General features: G+C 72.0%; 18 protein-coding genes and 1 pseudogene. 11 read left to right on the top strand and 8 right to left on the bottom strand.

Annotated elements, in window-relative coordinates; all coding sequences use genetic code 11:
- The first annotated feature begins 39 nt into the window (after window positions 1-39).
- The 5 genes from GUI43_RS11340 (at window position 40) to GUI43_RS11320 (ending at window position 4781) form a co-directional block, all read left to right on the top strand.
- Window positions 40-792 (top strand): NUDIX hydrolase, encoded by a 753-nt coding sequence (locus GUI43_RS11340; protein WP_112698762.1) that lies wholly within the window; start codon window positions 40-42, stop codon window positions 790-792.
- Window positions 789-1757, top strand: a complete 969-nt coding sequence (locus GUI43_RS11335; RefSeq protein ID WP_112698761.1) for a protein kinase family protein — start codon at window positions 789-791, stop codon at window positions 1755-1757. Before GUI43_RS11340 ends, GUI43_RS11335 begins: the two co-directional genes overlap by 4 nt.
- Before the next feature lie 9 nt (window positions 1758-1766).
- Window positions 1767-2726, top strand: a complete 960-nt coding sequence (locus tag GUI43_RS11330) for a hypothetical protein (protein ID WP_112586176.1) — start codon at window positions 1767-1769, stop codon at window positions 2724-2726.
- A complete protein-coding gene (locus tag GUI43_RS11325; protein WP_112586174.1) occupies window positions 2723-3985 on the top strand; it encodes an adenylosuccinate synthetase in 1263 nt (420 codons plus the stop codon). The genes GUI43_RS11330 and GUI43_RS11325 overlap by 4 nt, the downstream gene beginning before the upstream one ends.
- Window positions 3986-4145: 160 nt before the next feature.
- Complete coding sequence (locus GUI43_RS11320) at window positions 4146-4781, top strand: DedA family protein (RefSeq protein ID WP_091396100.1); 636 nt, start codon at window positions 4146-4148, stop codon at window positions 4779-4781.
- A 6-nt stretch (window positions 4782-4787) separates the two neighbouring features.
- Here GUI43_RS11320 and GUI43_RS11315 read toward each other — a convergent pair whose 3' ends face one another.
- Window positions 4788-5429 (bottom strand): response regulator, encoded by a 642-nt coding sequence (locus GUI43_RS11315; protein ID WP_112586173.1) that lies wholly within the window; start codon window positions 5427-5429, stop codon window positions 4788-4790.
- Window positions 5426-6577 carry a sensor histidine kinase gene (locus GUI43_RS11310; protein WP_112698760.1) on the bottom strand — a complete coding sequence of 384 codons (1152 nt, stop codon included), beginning with the start codon at window positions 6575-6577 and terminating at the stop codon, window positions 5426-5428. Before GUI43_RS11310 ends, GUI43_RS11315 begins: the two co-directional genes overlap by 4 nt.
- A gap of 170 nt (window positions 6578-6747) precedes the next feature.
- On the opposite strand from GUI43_RS11310, the gene GUI43_RS11305 reads away from it, so the two are divergent.
- Window positions 6748-7413, top strand: coding sequence for a DedA family protein (locus GUI43_RS11305; RefSeq protein ID WP_428842206.1), 666 nt, complete (start codon window positions 6748-6750; stop codon window positions 7411-7413).
- Here the strand turns inward: GUI43_RS11305 and GUI43_RS11300 are convergent.
- Window positions 7388-8026, bottom strand: coding sequence for a TetR/AcrR family transcriptional regulator (locus GUI43_RS11300; protein ID WP_112586169.1), 639 nt, complete (start codon window positions 8024-8026; stop codon window positions 7388-7390). The two genes, GUI43_RS11305 and GUI43_RS11300, sit on opposite strands and share 26 nt — an antisense overlap.
- 67 nt (window positions 8027-8093) lie before the next feature.
- On the opposite strand from GUI43_RS11300, the gene GUI43_RS11295 reads away from it, so the two are divergent.
- The 3 genes from GUI43_RS11295 to GUI43_RS11285 all read left to right on the top strand — a co-directional run bounded on the left by GUI43_RS11295 (window position 8094) and on the right by GUI43_RS11285 (window position 11522).
- Window positions 8094-8546: an SCP2 sterol-binding domain-containing protein gene (locus tag GUI43_RS11295; protein WP_030332160.1), complete on the top strand. Its 453-nt coding sequence runs from the start codon at window positions 8094-8096 to the stop codon at window positions 8544-8546.
- Window position 8547: 1 nt separating this feature from the next.
- Window positions 8548-9762, top strand: a complete 1215-nt coding sequence (locus tag GUI43_RS11290) for an acyl-CoA dehydrogenase family protein (protein ID WP_112586166.1) — start codon at window positions 8548-8550, stop codon at window positions 9760-9762.
- Between the two features lie 197 nt (window positions 9763-9959).
- Window positions 9960-11522, top strand: coding sequence for an AMP-binding protein (locus GUI43_RS11285; protein WP_112586434.1), 1563 nt, complete (start codon window positions 9960-9962; stop codon window positions 11520-11522).
- Window positions 11523-11529: 7 nt separating this feature from the next.
- On the opposite strand, the gene GUI43_RS11280 is transcribed toward GUI43_RS11285, so the two are convergent.
- The 5 genes from GUI43_RS11280 to GUI43_RS11260 all read right to left on the bottom strand — a co-directional run bounded on the left by GUI43_RS11280 (window position 11530) and on the right by GUI43_RS11260 (window position 16643).
- Entirely contained in the window at window positions 11530-12351 is an 822-nt protein-coding gene (locus tag GUI43_RS11280) for a hypothetical protein (RefSeq protein ID WP_112586164.1), read from the bottom strand.
- Window positions 12344-12865: a SigE family RNA polymerase sigma factor gene (locus GUI43_RS11275; protein ID WP_112586162.1), complete on the bottom strand. Its 522-nt coding sequence runs from the start codon at window positions 12863-12865 to the stop codon at window positions 12344-12346. The genes GUI43_RS11280 and GUI43_RS11275 overlap by 8 nt, the downstream gene beginning before the upstream one ends.
- Window positions 12866-12927: 62 nt before the next feature.
- On the bottom strand, window positions 12928-14178 hold the full coding sequence (purD, locus tag GUI43_RS11270; protein WP_112586160.1) for a phosphoribosylamine--glycine ligase: 1251 nt from the start codon (window positions 14176-14178) through the stop codon (window positions 12928-12930).
- A gap of 89 nt (window positions 14179-14267) precedes the next feature.
- A complete protein-coding gene (locus GUI43_RS11265) occupies window positions 14268-15197 on the bottom strand; it encodes a putative endonuclease domain-containing protein (protein WP_112698759.1) in 930 nt (309 codons plus the stop codon).
- Window positions 15198-15353: 156 nt separating this feature from the next.
- The gene (locus tag GUI43_RS11260) at window positions 15354-16643 is read right to left on the bottom strand and encodes an adenylosuccinate synthase (protein WP_112586156.1); all 1290 of its coding nucleotides are present in this window, start codon (window positions 16641-16643) and stop codon (window positions 15354-15356) included.
- Window positions 16644-16767: 124 nt separating this feature from the next.
- On the opposite strand from GUI43_RS11260, the gene GUI43_RS11255 reads away from it, so the two are divergent.
- Together GUI43_RS11255 and GUI43_RS11250 are read left to right on the top strand one after the other, a co-directional pair.
- Complete coding sequence (locus tag GUI43_RS11255) at window positions 16768-17871, top strand: diacylglycerol kinase family protein (RefSeq protein WP_112698758.1); 1104 nt, start codon at window positions 16768-16770, stop codon at window positions 17869-17871.
- Window positions 17872-17964: 93 nt separating this feature from the next.
- Window positions 17965-18237 (top strand): annotated as a pseudogene (locus tag GUI43_RS11250) (chromosome partitioning protein); the annotation flags it as partial.

Below are 18237 nucleotides of genomic sequence, written 5' to 3'. Positions count from 1 at the left end.
GTTCTCACAGCGAGATGTTCTCAGAATGAGAGAGACGTGATGAACGAGCAGGAGTTCCTGGCCGCGTACGACCCCCGGGCCTATCCGTCGGTCGCCGTGACCGTCGACGTGGTGGCGCTGACCATCCGCGACGACGCACTGCACCTGCTGCTGATCCGGCGCGGCGAGGCACCCTTCGCGGGGCACTGGGCGCTGCCCGGGGGCTTCGTCCGCCCCGACGAGGACCTGACCGCTGGCGCCCGACGGGAGCTGGCCGAGGAGACCGGGCTCGGCGGCGAGGCGCTGCGCCGCGTACACCTGGAGCAGTTGGGCAGCTACGGCGCTCCCGACCGTGACCCGCGCATGCGGGTCGTCTCGATCGCCCACCTCGCGTTCGCCCCCGACCTGCCGGACCCGGCCGCCGGCAGCGACGCCGACGAGGCAGTCTGGCTGCCGGTGACCGCGTTGACCAGCCGACAGCTCGCCTTCGACCACGGCCGGATCATCGACGACGCATTGGAACGGGCCCGCTCCAAGCTGGAGTACACCCCGCTCGCCACCCGCTTCCTCGCCGCCGAGTTCACGATCAGCGAGCTGCGCGCCGTCTACGAGACGGTCTGGGGGCACCCGCTGCACGCCGGCAACTTCCACCGCAAGGTGCTCTCCGTGCCGGGCTTCGTGGAGAGCACCGGCGCCAGCACCGAGCGCGGTGGTGCCCGAGGCGGCCCGCGCGCCCGGCTCTACCGGGCCGGCGACGCCCGCCTGCTGCACCCGGCGCTGCTGCGCCCCGCCCGCGAGGAGACGGCGCGGTGAGGGCCGCGGAGGCCATTCGCCTGGTCGCGGCCGCCCGCACCGACGCGGACCTGTTCGGCGCCGACCAGCCCGCCCGCCGCTACCGCGAGCTGGTCGCGGCCCTGCACCCCGACCGCCTGCCGACCGACCCGGCGGTACGCGCCGAAGCCATCGACGCGTTCGTCCACGTCACCACACGGTGGCAGGCACGGCAGACCACCGTCCTCGGCGACTACCGGCTCGGCGCGCCGGCCCACTCGGGTGACCTGGCCGACCTCTACGACGTCGGCGAAGACCGGCTGCTCAAGCTTCCTCGACGGCCCACCGACAACGACCTGATGGCCCGCGAGGCGCATGCCCTGCGCACCATCGCCGAGCGCGGCGACCCGCGCTACCTGCCGTACGTGCCCCGGCTCGTCGACGAGTTCCGGCACCGGGACGCCGCCACCGGCGCGGAACGGCGGATCAACGTCCTCGCCGCCGCACCCGGCCTGCACGACCTCGATGAGGTGCGGCGCGCGTACCCCGACGGGCTGGACGCCCGGGATGTGGCCTGGATGTGGCGGCGGCTGCTGGTGGTGCTCGGCCTGGCCCACCGGGCGGGCGTGGTGCACGGCGCGGTAGTGCCCCGGCACGTGCTGATCGAGCCGAACGCCCACGGCGTGGTGCTGATCGACTGGTGCTTCTCCGCGGCCGTCGGGAGCACGATCCCGGCGGTCGTACCCGGCCACGGCTGGGACCCGGAGGAAGTCCTCAAGAAGCAGCCCTCGGGGCCGGGCACCGACATCGCGATGGCCAGCCACTGCATGAGCTGGCTGATGGGGCCGCGCGTACCCCGCGAGCTGCACACCTTCGCGCAGGGCTGCCGGCAACGATCCCTGGGCGCCCGCCCCGACGACGCCTGGCGCCTGCTGCGCGAACTCGACCAGGTGCTGGACCGGCTCTACGGGCCACGCACCTTCCGACCCTTCACCCTCACCCCCTAAGGAGCTGTCATGGGCAGTGGAATCTGGTCCACCGACGTGTACGACGCCGCCGACCGCTACCGCCGGTCCACCGGCAGGAGCGCCTTCTCCTACAGCGACAGCGGGGCGCGCACCGTGCACCCCGCGCTCGACCCCAGGGACGCGACCCGCGAGAGCCGCGACTCCGACGAGCACCCCCGGTCGACGCCCGTCGCGGTGCTCTTCGACGTGACCGGCTCGATGCGCACGGTGCCGCGGGTCCTGCAGACCAAGCTGCCGCAACTGCTCGGGCTGCTGCAACGGCAGGGCTACGCGAGCGACCCGCAGATCATGTTCGGTGCCATCGGCGACGCCACCTGCGACCGGGTGCCGTTGCAGGTGGGCCAGTTCGAGTCGGACAACCGGATGGACGACGACCTCGGCCGGATCGTGCTGGAGGGCGGTGGCGGCGGACAGATGAGCGAGTCGTACGAGCTGGCCATGTACTTCATGGCGCGGCACACAGTCACCGACAACTGGGAGAAGCGCGGCCGGCGCGGCTACCTGTTCATCATCGGCGACGAGCTGGCGTACCAGCGGGTGAAGGCCCGGGAGGTGGCCAGCCTGATTGGGGACGGCCTCTCCGAGGACGTGCCGCTGCGGCAGGTCGTCGACGAGGTGACCCGCCGCTGGGACACCTACTACCTGCTCCCCGCCGGCAGCCACTACGCCGGCAACGCCAAGGTGCTCGACTTCTGGCGGGACCTGTTCGGGCAGAACGCAGTGGTGCTCGACGACCTCGACGCGGTCTGCGAGACCATCGCGCTCACCATCGGCCTCGGCGAACAGGCCATCGACCTGGACGAGGGCCTGCGCGACCTGGACCGCGCCGGCTCCGGCGCCACCGGGACCGTGTCGAAGGCGCTGGCCCGCCTCGGCCGGGACCGGCGCGCCGAGGTGTCGACGCTGCCGGCGTTCACCGACACGGCCAGCGTGGTGACCCGGCTGTGAACCACGTGGCGGTGGTCGACCTCGGCTACGGCGACGCCGGCAAGGGCACGGTGGTGGACTGGCTCTGCGCCACCCGTCCCGTACACACTGTGGTCCGCTTCAACGGGGGCGCGCAGGCGGCACACAACGTCGTGCTGCGCGACGGGCGGCACCACACGTTCGCCCAGTTCGGCGCCGGCACGTTCCATCCCGGTGTGCGAACGCACCTGTCCCGGCACGTGGTGGTGGACCCGCTGGCGTTGGCCGCCGAGGCCAACCACCTCGCCACGGTCGGGGTGCCCGACGCGCTCGACCGGCTGACCGTCGACGGGGACGCACTGCTCGCCACCCCGTACCACCGGGCCGCCAACCGGGCCCGCGAGATCGCCCGGGGAGCCGACCGGCACGGCTCCTGCGGGCTGGGGGTGGGCGAGGCCGTCGCGTACGGTCTCGCCCACCCCGACGACGCACCCCGGGTCGCCGACTGCCACCACCCAGCACTGCTGCGCCGCCGGCTGACCACAGTGCGGGACCGACTGACCGCCGAGCTGGGCCCACTGGACGCGCCACCGATCGAGGACTGCCTGCCCGCGTACACCGGGTTCGCCGACCGGGTCGCCATCGTCGACGGCGGTTGGCTCGCCGGGGCGCTGCGCACCGGGACCTGCGTCTTCGAGGGCGCGCAGGGGGTGCTGCTCGACGAGTGGCACGGCTTCCACCCGTACACCACCTGGAGCACCACCACGTTCGCCAACGTCGACAGCCTGCTCGCCGAGGCGGGCCGGCCCGGCGACGTGACCCGGATCGGGGTGCTCCGCGTGGTCACCACCCGGCACGGGCACGGCCCGTTGGTGACCGAGGACCCGAGCCTGCCGTTCGCCGACGCGCACAACGCCACGAACCCGTGGCAGGGCCGGTTCCGGTTCGGCCACTTCGACGCGGTCGCCCACCGGTACGCCCTCGCGGCGGCCGGCGGCGTCGACGGCCTGGCCCTGACCCACCTCGACCTGGCCGGCCCCGACCTGCGGATCTGCCGCCGCTACGACACCACCGACCGGCTCACCCCGGGCCAGCCCGGTGACCTGGGCCGGCAGGCCGCGCTCACCGCCCGCCTGCTGCGTTCCCGCCCGGTGTACGACGAACCGCCGGAGGACTGGCCGGCAGCGGTACGCGCGGAGCTGGACACCCCGGTGGTGCTCACCTCGCAGGGCCCCACCTCCGACGACAAGACCCCACACGGCTCGCTGCTCGCCCCACCGGCCCTGGTCCGCACGGCCTGACCACCCGCCCCAACCCGTCGATCTTGCACTTTCGGTCGCTGTTCCGCGGCTTTTGCAGAGTTTGGTTCGGGCACAGAGTGCAAGATCGGCGCGGGGCGAGGTGGGGGTTATCCAGCGGCTTCGGCCACCGGGCGGGTCGCACCCGGCGAGCATGGGGGGCATGGACTCCGCGCTCGACCTGCTCCGACAGCTGGTCACCTCACCGTGGGTGTACCTGCTGATCTTCGGGCTCACGGCGGTCGACGCGTTCTTTCCGGCCGTACCCGGCGAGGCGGCCGTCATCACCGCCGCCGTGCTCTCCACAAGCGGAAATCCCAAGCTGGCGGCGGTGATCGTCGCCGCCGCGCTGGGTGCCTGCGCCGGTGACCACGTCTCGTACGCCATCGGGCGCGGTGGCGGCGCGAGACGCCTCGCCGGGTTTCCCGACGGCAGCCGCCGACGAGCCAGCTCGGAGTGGGCCCGGCGCGCGCTGAACCGGCGCGGCGGGCTGATCCTGACCACCTCCCGGTACCTGCCGGGCGGGCGGACCGCCGTCACCCTCACCATGGGCGCGGTGCGCTATCCCCGCCGGTCGTTCCTGCTGTACGACGCGATCGCGACGGTCACCTGGGCCCTGTACTGCGGGCTGCTCGGCTACTTCGGTGGGCTGGCCTTCGAACGGCACCCCGTCAAGGGCGTCCTCGCCGGGATCGGCCTGTCGGTGATCGTCACGCTGGGCATCGAGGGCATCCGTTGGCTGCGGCACCGGGCGCGCCGCCGCGCCGCCGCCACCACCGATCGGGCCGGGTCGACCTGACACCCGTCACAGCAGGTCGGCGTCGTACACCAGGATGGCCAGCTGCACCCGATTGCCCGCCTGGAGTTTCGCCAGTGCCCGGCTGACGTGTGCCTTGACGGTGGCCTCGCTCATCGTCATCCGCCGGGCGATCTCCGCGTTGCCGTGCCCGCGCGCCACCTCCCGGACGATCGCCAACTCCCGCTCGGTCAGCGGTGCGAGCCGCTCACGGGCCGCGTCCCGGCGGGCCGGACCACGCTCGGCGAACGAGCTGATCAGGCGCCGGGTCACCGTCGGGGCGAGCATGGCGTTACCGGCGGCCACCGTACGAACGGCGGCGGCCAACTCGCGGGGCGGGGTGTCCTTGAGCAGGAAGCCGACCGCGCCGGCCCGCAGCGCGCGGTGCACGTACTCGTCGAGGTCGAAGGTGGTCAACATGATCACCTTTGGGCCGACGGCGACCACGTCGGGCGCCACGGTCAGCCCGTCGACGCCCGGCATCCGCACGTCGAGCAGCACCACGTCGGGGCGTAACCGCTGTGCCTGCTCCAGCGCGCCGGCGCCGTCCGCTGCCTCACCGACGACAGTGATGTCCTCCGCCGCCTCAAGGATCAGCCGCAGCCCGGCCCGAACCAGCTGCTCGTCGTCGACCACCACCACCCGGATCACGCCGCACCCGCCAGCGGGATCAGGGCCCGGACCAGGAAGCCGCCGTCCACGGGAGCTGCCTCCAACCGGCCGCCGAGCAGCTCCACCCGCTCACGCAGCCCGAGCAGCCCCTGCCCGGCACCCGGCAGCGTCGACCCGCCCTCGGACGGGCCGTTGCGGACCAGCACCTCCAGCCCGTCGGGCAGGTAGCGCAGGCAGACCGTCGTCTCGGCGTCGGCCGCGTGCTTGCGCACGTTGGTCAACGCCTCACGGACCACCCGGTACGCGGTACGCCCCAGCGTCGCCGGAAGGGTCGCCGGCACACCCTCGTCCTGTCGGGACACCCGCAGCCCGGCGGCACGGGACTCCCCGATCAACTCGTCCAACGTGTCGAGCCCCCGCTCCGGTGTCACGGCCGGGCCGGCCTGGCGCAGCACACCCAGCACCTCGCGCAGGTCGGTGAGCGCCTGCCGGCCGGTCGTCCGGATCAGCGCGGCGGCCTCGACGGTCGCCGGGTCCACGGCGGTCACCTCCAGCGCCCCGGCATGCACCACCATCAACGAGACCCGATGCGCCACCACGTCGTGCATCTCCCGAGCGATCCGGGTCCGCTCCTCGGCACGGACCCGGTCGGCGCGGGCCTCCTGCTCGCGTTCCAGCCGCTCGGCCCGGTCCCGCAGAGCGGCGAGCGTGTCCTGACGGGCCCGCACCCAGAGGCCGAAGACCAACGGAAGCCCCACCAGACAGGCGGCGAGCAGCAGCACGTTGCCGGTGCTGGCGGTGGTGATCCGGCGTACGCCACCCACCGCCAGCCCGACCAGCACCCCACCGGTCAGCACCACTGCCGCCCCGGCGAGGTAGCCGGCGAGTTGGCGACCTCGCAACCGCAGACCCGCCTGGTACGAGGCCAGCACCCCGGCGGCCGCAGCGGCGAGCACCAACCAGCCGACCGCCGCGGCCAGGAACAACGGCCAGCGGCGGGTCCGGACCGTGCCGGCTGCCCACGCCGAGCCCAGTGCGATCAGCAGCACGACCACGCTCGGCAGCGGCGAGCGGACCCCGATGTCACCGGTCGCGCTGGCCCACACGGCCGCGGCGACCAGGACAGCGAGCAGCGGCGGGGCGTACCGATGGACGACCCGCCGGAGGGCGACGGCGCTGGAGGCCACGCAGCGAGCCTAGAACTCAGCCGACGCATGGGGCCGCCCCGCAGCGCCGTACCCGGGTGAGGTGGGGGATGACCCCGATGCACAGTCCGGGCCGGCCGCTACCTAAGTAGTGCCGCTCACCTGACCACTGGCCGATGTCGGGAGCCGCCGCCCCGACCAGCATCGGGATCATGGATCTGCTCGACCTGCTGCACGACACGATGTCCTCGCCCTGGGTGTACCTGGCGATCTTCGCGATCGCGGTGCTCGACGGCTTCTTCCCGGTGGTGCCGAGCGAGACGGCGGTGATCACCGCGGGGGTGTTCGCGGCCTCCGGAGCGCCGTACCTGCCGGCGGTGATCCTGGTGGCCGCCGCCGGGGCGCTGGTCGGCGACCACGTCTCGTACGCCATCGGGCGGGGTGGCGGCACCCGGCTGCTCGACCGGCTGCCGCCCGACGGTCGACGCCGAGCCGCCATCGACCGGGCCCGTCGGGGGATCGCCACCCGGGGCGGTCTGATCCTCACCGTGGCCCGCTACATTCCGGGCGGCCGGACCGCTGTCACCCTCACCATGGGGGCGGTGCGCTATCCACGGCGACGGTTCCTGGCCTTCGACGCGCTGGCCGCCGGCTCGTGGGGGCTCTACTCGGCGCTGGTCGGCTACCTCGGCGGGCTGGCCTTCGAGCAGGACCCGCTGCGTGGTCTCCTGCTCGGTCTGGGCCTCGCCCTGACGGTGACGGTGGTCGTCGAGTTGGTGCGCTGGCTCCGCAACCGTCGCCGTACGGCGCGGGCCGGTGAGCCGGGCACCGACGTTCTTCCCGCCGGGGCCGTCAGTCGGCCGGCGGACGCCAGGTGACGCCGTGCAGCAGTTGGGCGGCACCGAGCCAGGCCACGTTCATCATCCGGGTGGCCGTCTTCTCCGGGTCGGCGTCCGGGTGGTCCGCGAGCCAGTCGGCCAGCGACTCGGTGGCGCCGACCAGGGCGTACGCGACGACCTCCAGGTCGATGGCGGCGATCTCGCGGCCCTCGGCGCGCAGCGCGTGGTCGAGCATGCCGGCCACCACCTCGACCAGCCGGGCCCGCATGGTGGCCAACTCGCCGGCGAACGGCTGCTCGCCCCGGGCCTGCCGGTAGAGCACCGCCCAGCCGTCCCGGTGGGCGCCCACGAAGCCGAAGAACGCCCTCAGCCCGCGCCAGAGCCGCTCGTCGGCCGGCAGGTCGGGGGCCGCCGCCCCGGCGATGGCCTGCATCATCCGGGTGCCCTCCCGGTGCAGGCAGGCGACGAAGAGCTCCTCCTTGGTGCCGAGGTACGCGTACACCATGGGTTTGGAGATGCCGGCGTCCTCGGCGATCTCGTCCATGCTGGCGGCGTGGAAGCCTCGTCGGGAGAAGACCTTGACGGCCGCGTCGAGCATCTGCTGCTCGCGGACGGCGCGAGGCAGGCGCTTGAATGCGGGGACGCTGGACACCTTGCGAGCATACCTACTCGTGCGTAGGGTTACGCGCGAGTAGCCAATCTTCCGGAAGGCGCACCTGATGACTGACTTCGACCCGGCCACCTTCGCCAACGTGGGCCCCAAGGAGTTCGCCCAGCTGGTCAAGTCCACCCCGGACGACAAGATCGCCCAGGTGATGTCCGGCGACATGCGCGACAAGGTCCTGGGCGAGGTGTTCGGCCGGATGCCGTCGCTGTTCCGCGCGGACCGGGCCGGTTCCACCAACGCGGTCATCCACTGGATCATCACCGGTCGCCCCGACGGCGGCAGCGACACCTACGAGGTGGTCATCGCCGACGGCACCTGCGTCGTGAACGAGACCCCGCAGCACGACCCGAAGCTGAGCCTCACCATGGGCCCGGTCGAGTTCCTGAAGATCGTCTCCGGTGGCGCCAACCCGGTGATGATGTTCATGACCGGCAAGTTGAAGGCGAAGGGCGACCTCGGCCTCGCCGCCAACATCGCCAACCTGTTCGACATCCCCAAGGCCTGACATGGCTGAGTTCTCGCTCGACCTGAACGAGGAACAGCGGGATCTACGCGACTGGGTGCACGGCTTCGCCGCCGAGGTCGTGCGCCCAGCCGCCGCCGAGTGGGACGAGCGCGAGGACACCCCGTGGCCGGTGATCCAGGAAGCCGCCAAGGTCGGCCTCTACGGCTTCGAGTTCCTCGCCACCTGCTGGGCCGACCCGACCGGGCTCTCCCTGCCGATCGCCAGCGAGGAACTCTTCTGGGGTGACGCCGGCATCGGCCTGAGCATCTTCGGCACCTCGCTCGCCGTCGCCGCCATCTACGGCGCCGGCACCCCCGACCAGATGGTCGAATGGGTGCCGCAGTGCTTCGGCGACGTCGACTCGCCGGCCGTCGCCGCCTTCTGCACCAGCGAGCCGGAAGCCGGCTCCGACGTCGGCGCGATGCGCACCCGGGCCGTCTACGACGAGGCCACCGACGAGTGGGTGCTCACCGGCCAGAAGGCGTACGCCACCAACGGCGGAATCGCCGGAGTGCACGTGGTCACCGCCTCCGTCGACCCCGCGCTCGGCTCCCGGGGTCAGGCGGCGTTCGTCGTGCCACCGGGCACCCCCGGCCTGGCCGCCACCCGCAAGCTGCGCAAACTCGGCCTCCGCGCGTCACACACCGCCGACGTCTTCCTCGACGGGGTACGCGTACCCGGCCGCTGCCTGCTCGGCGGACGGGACGCCCTGCTGGAACGCCTGGACCGGGCCCGCTCCGGTCAGCGGGCCACCGGACAGGCCGCGATGCGCACCTTCGAGCTGTCCCGGCCCACAGTCGGCGCCCAGGCGCTCGGCGTGGCCCGGGCCGCCTATGAGTACGCCCTCGACTACGCGAAGGACCGGGTCCAGTTCGGACGCCCGATCATCGAGAACCAGGCGGTCGCGTTCGCGCTGGCCGACATGCGGATGGAGATCGACGCGGCGCGGCTGCTGGTCTGGAGGGCCTCGTGGATGGGCCGCAACAACCGCCCGTTCACCGCGGGCGAAGGGTCGATGTCCAAGCTCAAGGCAGGCGAGGTGGCCGTGTCGGTCACCGAGAAGGCAGTGCAACTGCTCGGCGGAGCCGGCTTCCTGCGTGACCACCCGGTCGAGCGCTGGTACCGGGACGCCAAGATCTACACCATCTTCGAGGGCACCTCGGAAATCCAACGACTGGTCATCTCCCGGGCGATCTCCGGGATGCAGATCCGCTGACCGCCGTCGGCCCAGCCCCTCCTCGACAGGGGTCGGGCCGACGGTGGCCCGGATTCCACGATCTGTGCCGTCTTTGTCACCCCACGCCGACGTCAACTGGGCCTTCAGCCGCGCCCAGTGCATGATCAAGGAAAGAAGCCCTGATGGACGGGCCGGCAGCCGCCCCGTCCGCGCACCACCCCGAGGAGGTCTGCGGCATGGACCTGCCGTTCATCGTTGCCACGCTGACCCGTCGCGGGCTGCTCACCCCCGGTAGCCCGGTCCGGGTCGCCTCGCAGCTCAACGCGTTGCGGACGTGGGGGTGGAGCCTGGCGGGCGAGCTACGCCAAGCAGCCGCCCGGGACCCGGGCCGTCCCGCCGTCATCGACGAGAACGGGGTCGAGCTGACCTACCACGACCTGCTCGACCGGGCCGAACGGATGGCCCGCTCGATGCGGGCCGGGCTCGGCGTACAGGCCGGCGACCGGATCGGCGTGCTCTGCCGCAACCACCACGGGCTGATCGAAACGATCGTCGCCGCCACCCTGCTCGGCGTCGACGCGGTACTGGTCAACACCGGGCTCAGCGCCGCCCAGCTGGGCACCGTCGCCGAGGAGCAGCGGCTGCGGCTCCTCGTGCACGACGACGAGTTCGCCGAGCGGGTCCTCGGCCTCCCCGCCGAGCTGCCCCGGCTCGACGAACGCGCCCGCGAGGAGTTGGTGGCCGGGGCACTGCCGGGTGACCTGCACCCGCCCGAGCGCGACGGCCGGATCATCGTGCTCACCTCCGGCACCACCGGTACGCCCAAGGGCGCCCGCCGGCCGACGCCCAGCGGCTTCGGCCCACTGGTGTCCATCATCGACCGCATCCCCCTGCACGCCCGGGACCGGGTGATGATCGCCGCGCCGATCTTCCACACCTGGGGATTCGCCGCTCTCCAGGTCTGCCTGGCACTACGGGCCACCATCGTGCTGCACCGCCGCTTCGACCCGGCCGCCACGCTCGCCGCCCTGACCGCGCACCGGTGCGACGCGCTCTTCGCCGTACCGGTGATGGTGCAACGGCTGATGGAGGTGCCCCCGCCGGACCCGCGCCCCCCGCTCACTGTCGTCGCGGTCAGCGGCTCAGCCCTGCCCGGCGGGCTGGCCCCGAAGTTCATGGACGTCTACGGCGACGTCCTCTACAACCTCTACGGGTCCACCGAGGTCTCCTGGGCCTCCATCGCCGGCCCGCAGGACCTGCGTCAGGCACCCACCGCCGCTGGTCGTCCGCCGCACGGCACCCGACTGGAGCTGCTCGACGACGACGGCCAACCCGTACCGGACGGACGGGTCGGGCGGATCTTCGTCGGCAACGAGATGCTCTTCGAGGGCTACACCTCAGGTGCCAGCCGGGAAACCCACGACGGCCTGCTCGACACCGGCGACCTCGGCCGGCTCAACTCCGACGGGCTGCTCTTCGTCGACGGCCGGGCCGACGACATGATCGTCTCTGGTGGCGAGAACGTCTTCCCGTCCGAGGTGGAGGACCTGCTCGCGCAACTGCCACAGGTCCGCGAGGCCGCCGTGATCGGCGTGCCCGACCCCGAATACGGCCAGCGCCTCTCCGCGTTCCTCGCCCTGCACCCCGGCGAGACCCTCGACCCCGAGGCGGTCCGCGAATACGTCCGGCACTTCCTGGCCCGGTTCAGCGTCCCCCGAGACGTGATCTTCGTGAAGTACCTGCCCCGCAACGCCACCGGCAAGGTGCTCACCCGAGAACTGCGCCGCTACTACGGCTGACCGCCGTTCACGGATAGAGGGTCAGACCCGGCGCCCGCGCCAGTTCGACGAGCTCCTGCGAGGTCAGCAGCGCCTCGCGGGCAGCCCGGTCGACCGGACCGCGGTCCCCGTAGAGGAGGTTGCCAACGGTGACCGTCACCGATGTGCCGTCCACCCGCATGAGCCGCACCCAGCGCAGAGTGCCCCCGGCCGGGTCCGTACTGGTGCTGAGCATCACCCTCCCGTCGTCGTCCAGCCCGAGCACCTCGCAGTTGCGAGGGTCAGGCGCGCCCACACAGTCCGCCTGCGCTTCGGCTCCAGTGGGGTGCACGGCGACCTTCAGATGGCTGTGCCGCCCGTCGCGGCTGAGAGTCGCGATCGTCTCGTACTGCCGGTATGGAGGTTGATACGCGAACTGCGGCCGATCGCACTCGGGCACCGTCCCGGTCACCGTGAGGTTCGTGGGCACGGTGGTGGCCAGCGCCGCCCGCAGCGCCGCGGTCAGCCGAGGCACGCCCGCCTCCGAGGACTCCGTCGGACGTGCGCGCACCGTGTCGTACGTCTGCAACGATGGCTCCGGCCCGCTGGGCGACGGGATCGGTGCCGCGCAGAGCGACCCGTCACCTGACTCGGAACTCATCGGCGGCAGGGCCATCCCGCCCGGTCCCGGTGCGGCTACCAGGGTCGGCACCGCGACGGCCGCGACGGCCGCGGCCACCCCGGTGCCGGCCAACGTCCACGCTCGGTGTCGACGGCGCTGCCGGTCGGCGGCGATCAACCCGTCCAGATCGATCCGGCTCGGCGGCGACCCGGCCGCGGCGTCCCGGAAATGCTCCGTCAGCTCATCCATCGGTCCGTACCTCCTCGACTCGAGTCGGCACGTCGACGAGGCGACCACGCAGCGCCTCGATCGCGCGAGCCGACTGGCTCTTCACGGTGCCGGCGGTGCAACCCAACTCGCGGGCGGTCTCCTCGACGGACAGGTCACAGAAATAGCGCAGTACCAGGACCGCCCGACGACGCGGAGGCAGCTCGGCCAGCAGAGCGAGGATGGTCAGTCGGTCGGCAGCGCCGTCCGTGCCGCCGGCCGCAGCCGCCTGTTCCGGCACCTCGGCCCAGGCGGCCTCACGTCGCCACGGCCGGCGCCGCTCGTCCAGCCAGACCCGCAACAGGGTCCGCCGGACGTACGCGTCCGGGCTGTCCATGGCGGACACCCTCGGCCAATGCCTGAGCAGCTTGACCAGCGCCGTCGACACCAGATCGTCGGCCGTGTGCCAGTCGCCGCACAACAGGTACGCCGTGCGGCGCAACGACTCCAGCCGCGCGCCGACGTAGTCGCGGTAGCCCTCGACATCAACCGGCATCCGCCGCCACCCCCTCGTCTCACTGAGCAAACGGAGACGAGGCGGGCCGAGGTTGCCCGGGTTCAGCCGGGAATCGTGATCCGATCCTCGATTGCGGCGGCGGCGATGTCGGTGCGGTGCTGCGAGCCGGCCAGCTCTACCCCGTCCACCAGCGCGTACGCGGCGTCCCGCGCGGCAGCCAGGTCGGCGCCGGTGGCCGTACCGCAGAGGACCCGGCCGCCGGCGGAGAGCAACGCGCCGTCGCTGGCCCGGCGGGCGGTGCCCGCGTGGATGATGCCCGGACGGTCCGCACCGGTGATCACGTCGCCGGTGCGCGGAGCGGCCGGGTAACCCGCCGAGGCAAGCACCACGGTCACGGCGCTGCCGTCCCGCCATTGCAGCGGCGGGTGCTCGGCCAACGTGCCGGTGGCCGCCGCGTGCAGCAACCCACCCAGCGGGGTCTCCAGCAGCGCGAGCACCACCTGGGTCTCCGGGTCACCGAAGCGCGCGTTGAACTCGATCACCCGAGGGCCGGCGGCGGTGATCGCGAGCCCCACGTAGAGCAGGCCGGCGAACGGCGTGCCCCGGCGACGCATCTCCGCCAGCGTCGGGTGGACCACATCGCGCATCACGTCGTCGACCAGGCCGGACGGGGCCCAGGCCAGCGGCGCGTACGCCCCCATGCCACCGGTGTTCGGCCCGGTGTCGCCGTCACCGAGCCGCTTGAAGTCCTGTGCCGGCACCAGCGGCAACGCCGCCTCGCCGTCGGTGACCACGAAGAGGCTGACCTCCGGGCCGTCGAGGAACTCCTCGACCACGACACGTCCACACTCGTTGGCGTGCGCCAACGCGGCGGCCCGGTCGTCGGTCACCACCACGCCCTTGCCGGCGGCGAGCCCGTCGTCCTTCACCACGTACGGCGCGCCGAACTCGTCCAGCGCCCGAGCGGTGCTCTCCTCGTCCGCGCAGACGTACGCCCGTGCGGTCGGCACGCCGGCGGCAGTCATCACGTCCTTGGCGAACGCCTTGGAGCCCTCCAGCTGGGCGGCCGCACCGGATGGACCGAACACGGCGATGCCCTTGGCTCGTACCGCATCGGCGACCCCGGCGACCAGCGGCGCCTCGGGCCCGACCACCACCAGGTCAGCCGCCACCTCCACGGCCAACGCCGCCACCGCGGCCGGATCCGTCGGAGTGACCGCTCGCAGCTCAGCCACGCCAGCGATCCCCGGATTACCCGGTGCCGCAATCAGCGCGGAAACACCCGAATCCGCCACCAGGCCAAGCGCAAGCGCGTGCTCCCGCCCACCACCACCCACCAAAAGAACCCGCACGCCCGAGATCCTACTGTCCCCCTCCCCCACCCTGTTGATCATGAGGTTGACGGGCCATCTGGTGATCCACTGGCCAGTCAACCTCATGATCAACGGGTGCGAAGGGCTGCGATCGCTTGGCGGACGGTGTGGGGGATGTAGGTGGGTTGGAGGGTGTCCTGCCAGGTGAAACGGAGGATGGTCCAGCCGGCGTTGACCAGGCGGTTCTGGCGACGGCGGTCGGCGTAGGCGGCCTCCGGGGTGCCATGCGCGTCTCGGCCGTCCGCTTCGGCGATCAGCCTTGGGCCGCGCCAGCCCAGGTCGCCAATGCCGAGCAGATAGCCGTCATCGTCGCGCACTTCCAACTGCAGCGTGTCCGGCGGAACTCCCCCGTCAACGCATCGCAGTCGAGAGCGAGTCTCCAGTGGCGACTGTGCCCGGCCATCCGCCTCAGCGAGGTAACCGCGTGCTGCGACCGCACCACGTCGGCCTCGAATCAGGGCTGGAATGGTTGCTAGGCATTCGGGTGTGAGTAGTCCCCGATTGAGGGCGGAATCGAGCACCGCGACCGCCGCGTACCGGCACTCCCGCAGGATGATCTCGGAAACGGTCAGCCGTGGCTCCGTAGCCGCGATCCCGTTCACCCGCGCCACCGCGCCCAGAGGGTGTTCGATCTGGTGCAGCACGATTGCGGGGTCCGACACCCGCGCCAGCTTTGCCGCCCTGCCCGGCAGCGCCACATGGATCTCGTCCCGACGCGGCAGTCCGGCGATGCCGTACAACTCGGCCGCGGTGCCGAACACCGCATGAGCCGCCGGGCCTAGCGAGAGAACGGCAGCACGAATGCGACACCGACGAGCAGGTGGGTCACCGTACGGGCCGCGCGTCAGATAGACCGCTCGTGCAAGTGCTCGCCAACGACCAACAGCTACCAGATGGTCGATTTCGTGCCGGCTGAAGCCGGCTCCAAGCGCTTGCGCTCGGGTGATCAGGCCATCCTGCGTGGCAGCAACCGAGCGAACAAACTCTGCGCGATCCACACAGCCCACGCTGACCGCTCCACCAGCCAACCACCAGCCCTGTGGATAACCCTGTGGACAATGGTGCCCACCATCTCAATGATCATGGGGTTAACGGGACTCTGGTAGATCGAATAGCCCGTTAACCCCATGATCACCGCAGTGATCGGGTGGGGGTTAGGGGAGGAGGGGGTGGAGGACTACGTTTTCTTCTCGGCCTGGGCCTACGCCTACGACGCTCACCCTCGTGTTGCAGAGTTCTTCGACCCTCGCGATGTAGCGGCGGGCGTTCTCCGGGAGGTCGTCGATGGTGCGGGCCTTGGTGATGTCCTCCCACCAGCCGTCGAGTTCCTCGAAGACGGGCTTGGCGTGGTGGAAGTCCGTCTGGCTCATCGGCATGTCGTCGACCCGGACGCCGTTGATCTCGTAGCCGACGCAGATCGGCACCTTGGGCAGGCCGGTGAGCACGTCCAGCTTGGTGATGACCAGATCGGTGACGCCGTTGAGGCGGCAGGCGTACCGGGCGACGACCGCGTCGAACCACCCACACCGGCGCTCCCGCCCGGTGGTGGTGCCGTACTCCGCGCCAATCTTGCGCAGGTGGTCACCGTTGGCGTCGAACAACTCGGTCGGGAAAGGCCCGGCACCCACCCGGGTGGTGTACGCCTTGCTCACCGCGATGACCTTGGTGATCGCGGTCGGCGGGATGCCCGCGCCGACGCAGGCACCACCGGCGGTCGGGTTGGACGAGGTCACGAAGGGGTAGGTGCCGTGGTCCATGTCGAGCATGGTGGCCTGGGCGCCTTCCAGCAGCACCGTCTCGCCCCGGTCCAGGGCGTCCCAGAGCATCGCCCGGGTCTCCGCGATGTACGGCTTGAGCCGCTCCGCGTACGCCAGGTACTCCTCGACTGTCGCCTCAAGGTCGATCGCCTTGCGGTTGTAGACCTTGAACAGGATCTGGTTCTTCTCGCGCAGCGCGAGTTCCAGCTTCTTGCGCAGGATGCCCGGGTCGAGCAGGTCCTGGAGGCGGATGCCGATCCGAGCGACCTTGTCGCCGTACGCGGGGCCGATGCCGCGGCCGGTGGTGCCGATCCGGGACGAGCCGAGGTAGCGCTCGATGACCCGGTCCAGCGCCCGGTGGTGCGGCATGATCAGGTGCGCGTCACCGGAGATCCGCAACCGGGACACGTCGACACCGCGCTCCGCCAGGCCGTCGATCTCGGCGAGCAGCACCTTCGGGTCGACCACCACACCGTTGCCGATGACGATCATCGCGTCTGGCGAGAGCGCGCCGGACGGCATCAGGTGCAGCGCGTACTTCTGGCCGTCCGGGGTGATCACCGTGTGCCCGGCGTTGTTGCCGCCGGAGTAGCGCACGACGTAGTCGACCCGCTCACCCAGCAGGTCGGTAACCTTGCCCTTGCCCTCGTCGCCCCACTGAGCGCCGATGAGCACGATCGCTGGCATCTTTTCCGCCTCCAGAAGGCTCGGGTGCCAGGTGGCGACCGCTCGGCGAGCCCGGGGTGTCAGGTTAACAAGTAGTGACGGCGTGGCCGGCAGGGGTCGCGTCGAGAGGCAGGAGGCTCCTTCCGTGTACGACGTGGTGCTGCTCACCCTCGGTTCGGAGCGGGACGCTCCCGGGGGCTGTGGCAGCGGTGGGGCCTGCTGCGGCGGCGCGACCGGGGCCGACACCGTCCCGACGAGCCAGACCGACTCCGGCCAGGCCAACACCGACCAGGCCAGCAGCAGCCAGACCGACTCCGGCCAGGCCAACACCGATCAGGCCAGCAGCGGCCAGACCGACACCGAGCAGTGCGCGACGGAACGGCCACGGGTGCCGGTGCTGGCCTGCGCCGACGCGCTGAACGCCCGGGGCGCCCGGGTGGAGACGGTCACCGCCCGCTCCGACGCGGAAATCGACGCGGTGCTGGCCCGGCTCGACGGCCCGGCCCGCCCGGATGGCCTCACCTGGCCGGACCCGGACAGCAAGACCCGGCTGATCGTCGCCACGGCCAGCGACGGGCAGTTACGCGCCGTGCTGCGCCGACTGGTCAAGCGGTACGCCCCGGCGCCGAGCAAGCGCCCGGCGGATCTGCCCGGCAACCGGACCCTGCCCGACCTGCCGCCGGTGGCCGTACTCCCGCTCGATCCGGCCCGTGGCGGCACCCACCGGGACCTGGCCGCGCAGCTCGGGCTGCCCCGTGACCCGGCGGCGGTGGCCGCCGCGGTGCTGGACGGCACGCCGCGCCGGCTGGACCTGCTGCGCAACGACGGCGGCTCGGTGACCCTGGACGGCGCGCTCCTCGGCGCTGCCGACGACGCCGGCCGGCCGCTGCACTGGCGCGCCCGGGTGGAGGTCGACGACACCATCCTCACCGACGGTACGGAACCGCTGCTGGCCTGCGCGGTCGGCAACGCCGGCGGGTACGCGACGCTCAACGACGTGACGCTGCTGACCGCGCCGGACCCGGCCGACGGCCAGGTCGAGGTCGCGGTGGCCGTGCCGGTGGTCGTCCGCTCGGCGTGGGGGCGCAAGCGGGTACGCCTCGAAGTTCGGCGGGCCCGTGGGCGGGCGGTGTCGGTGCTGCCCAGGGAGGGCAAGGTGCCGTACCTCGACGATGGTGTCGAGGGCGAGCTGACCCGTAAGCGTTCCTGGTGGGTCGAGCCGGGCGCCTGGGCGGTCTGGTCGATCTGACCTCGACCGGCACCGACCGGCCGACCTGCCTGCGCCGATCGGCCCTGCTGGGTGATTGGGCCTATCCTCGCAGGAGGACTGGGGAGGGCCGTAATGGACGAGAACGCCGACCGGGCGCAGGTGCCCGGCCAGCAGCCGGTGCCGGAGCGGGACGTCGAACCACTCTGGCCGCCGGATCCGGGCGACCGGGGCGCGGTGCCGCCGTGGGCTGCGGTCGCCGAGCAGCGGGGTGGGCCGTCGTCGGTCACACCACCGGTCACGCCACCGGTGGCCGCGCCGCCGATCGGGCGACCGCCGGTTCCCGGCCAGCCCGGCGCTGCGGCGCAGTCGCCGCCCTCGCCGTCGGACTACCCGTCGCTCACCGGC

It is taken from the genome of Micromonospora noduli (assembly GCF_003264365.1).
Taxonomy (GTDB): Bacteria; Actinomycetota; Actinomycetes; order Mycobacteriales; family Micromonosporaceae; genus Micromonospora; species Micromonospora noduli.
The sequence above is the reverse complement of the archived record's forward strand: the minus strand, read 5'-3'. Positions and strand labels throughout refer to the sequence as shown.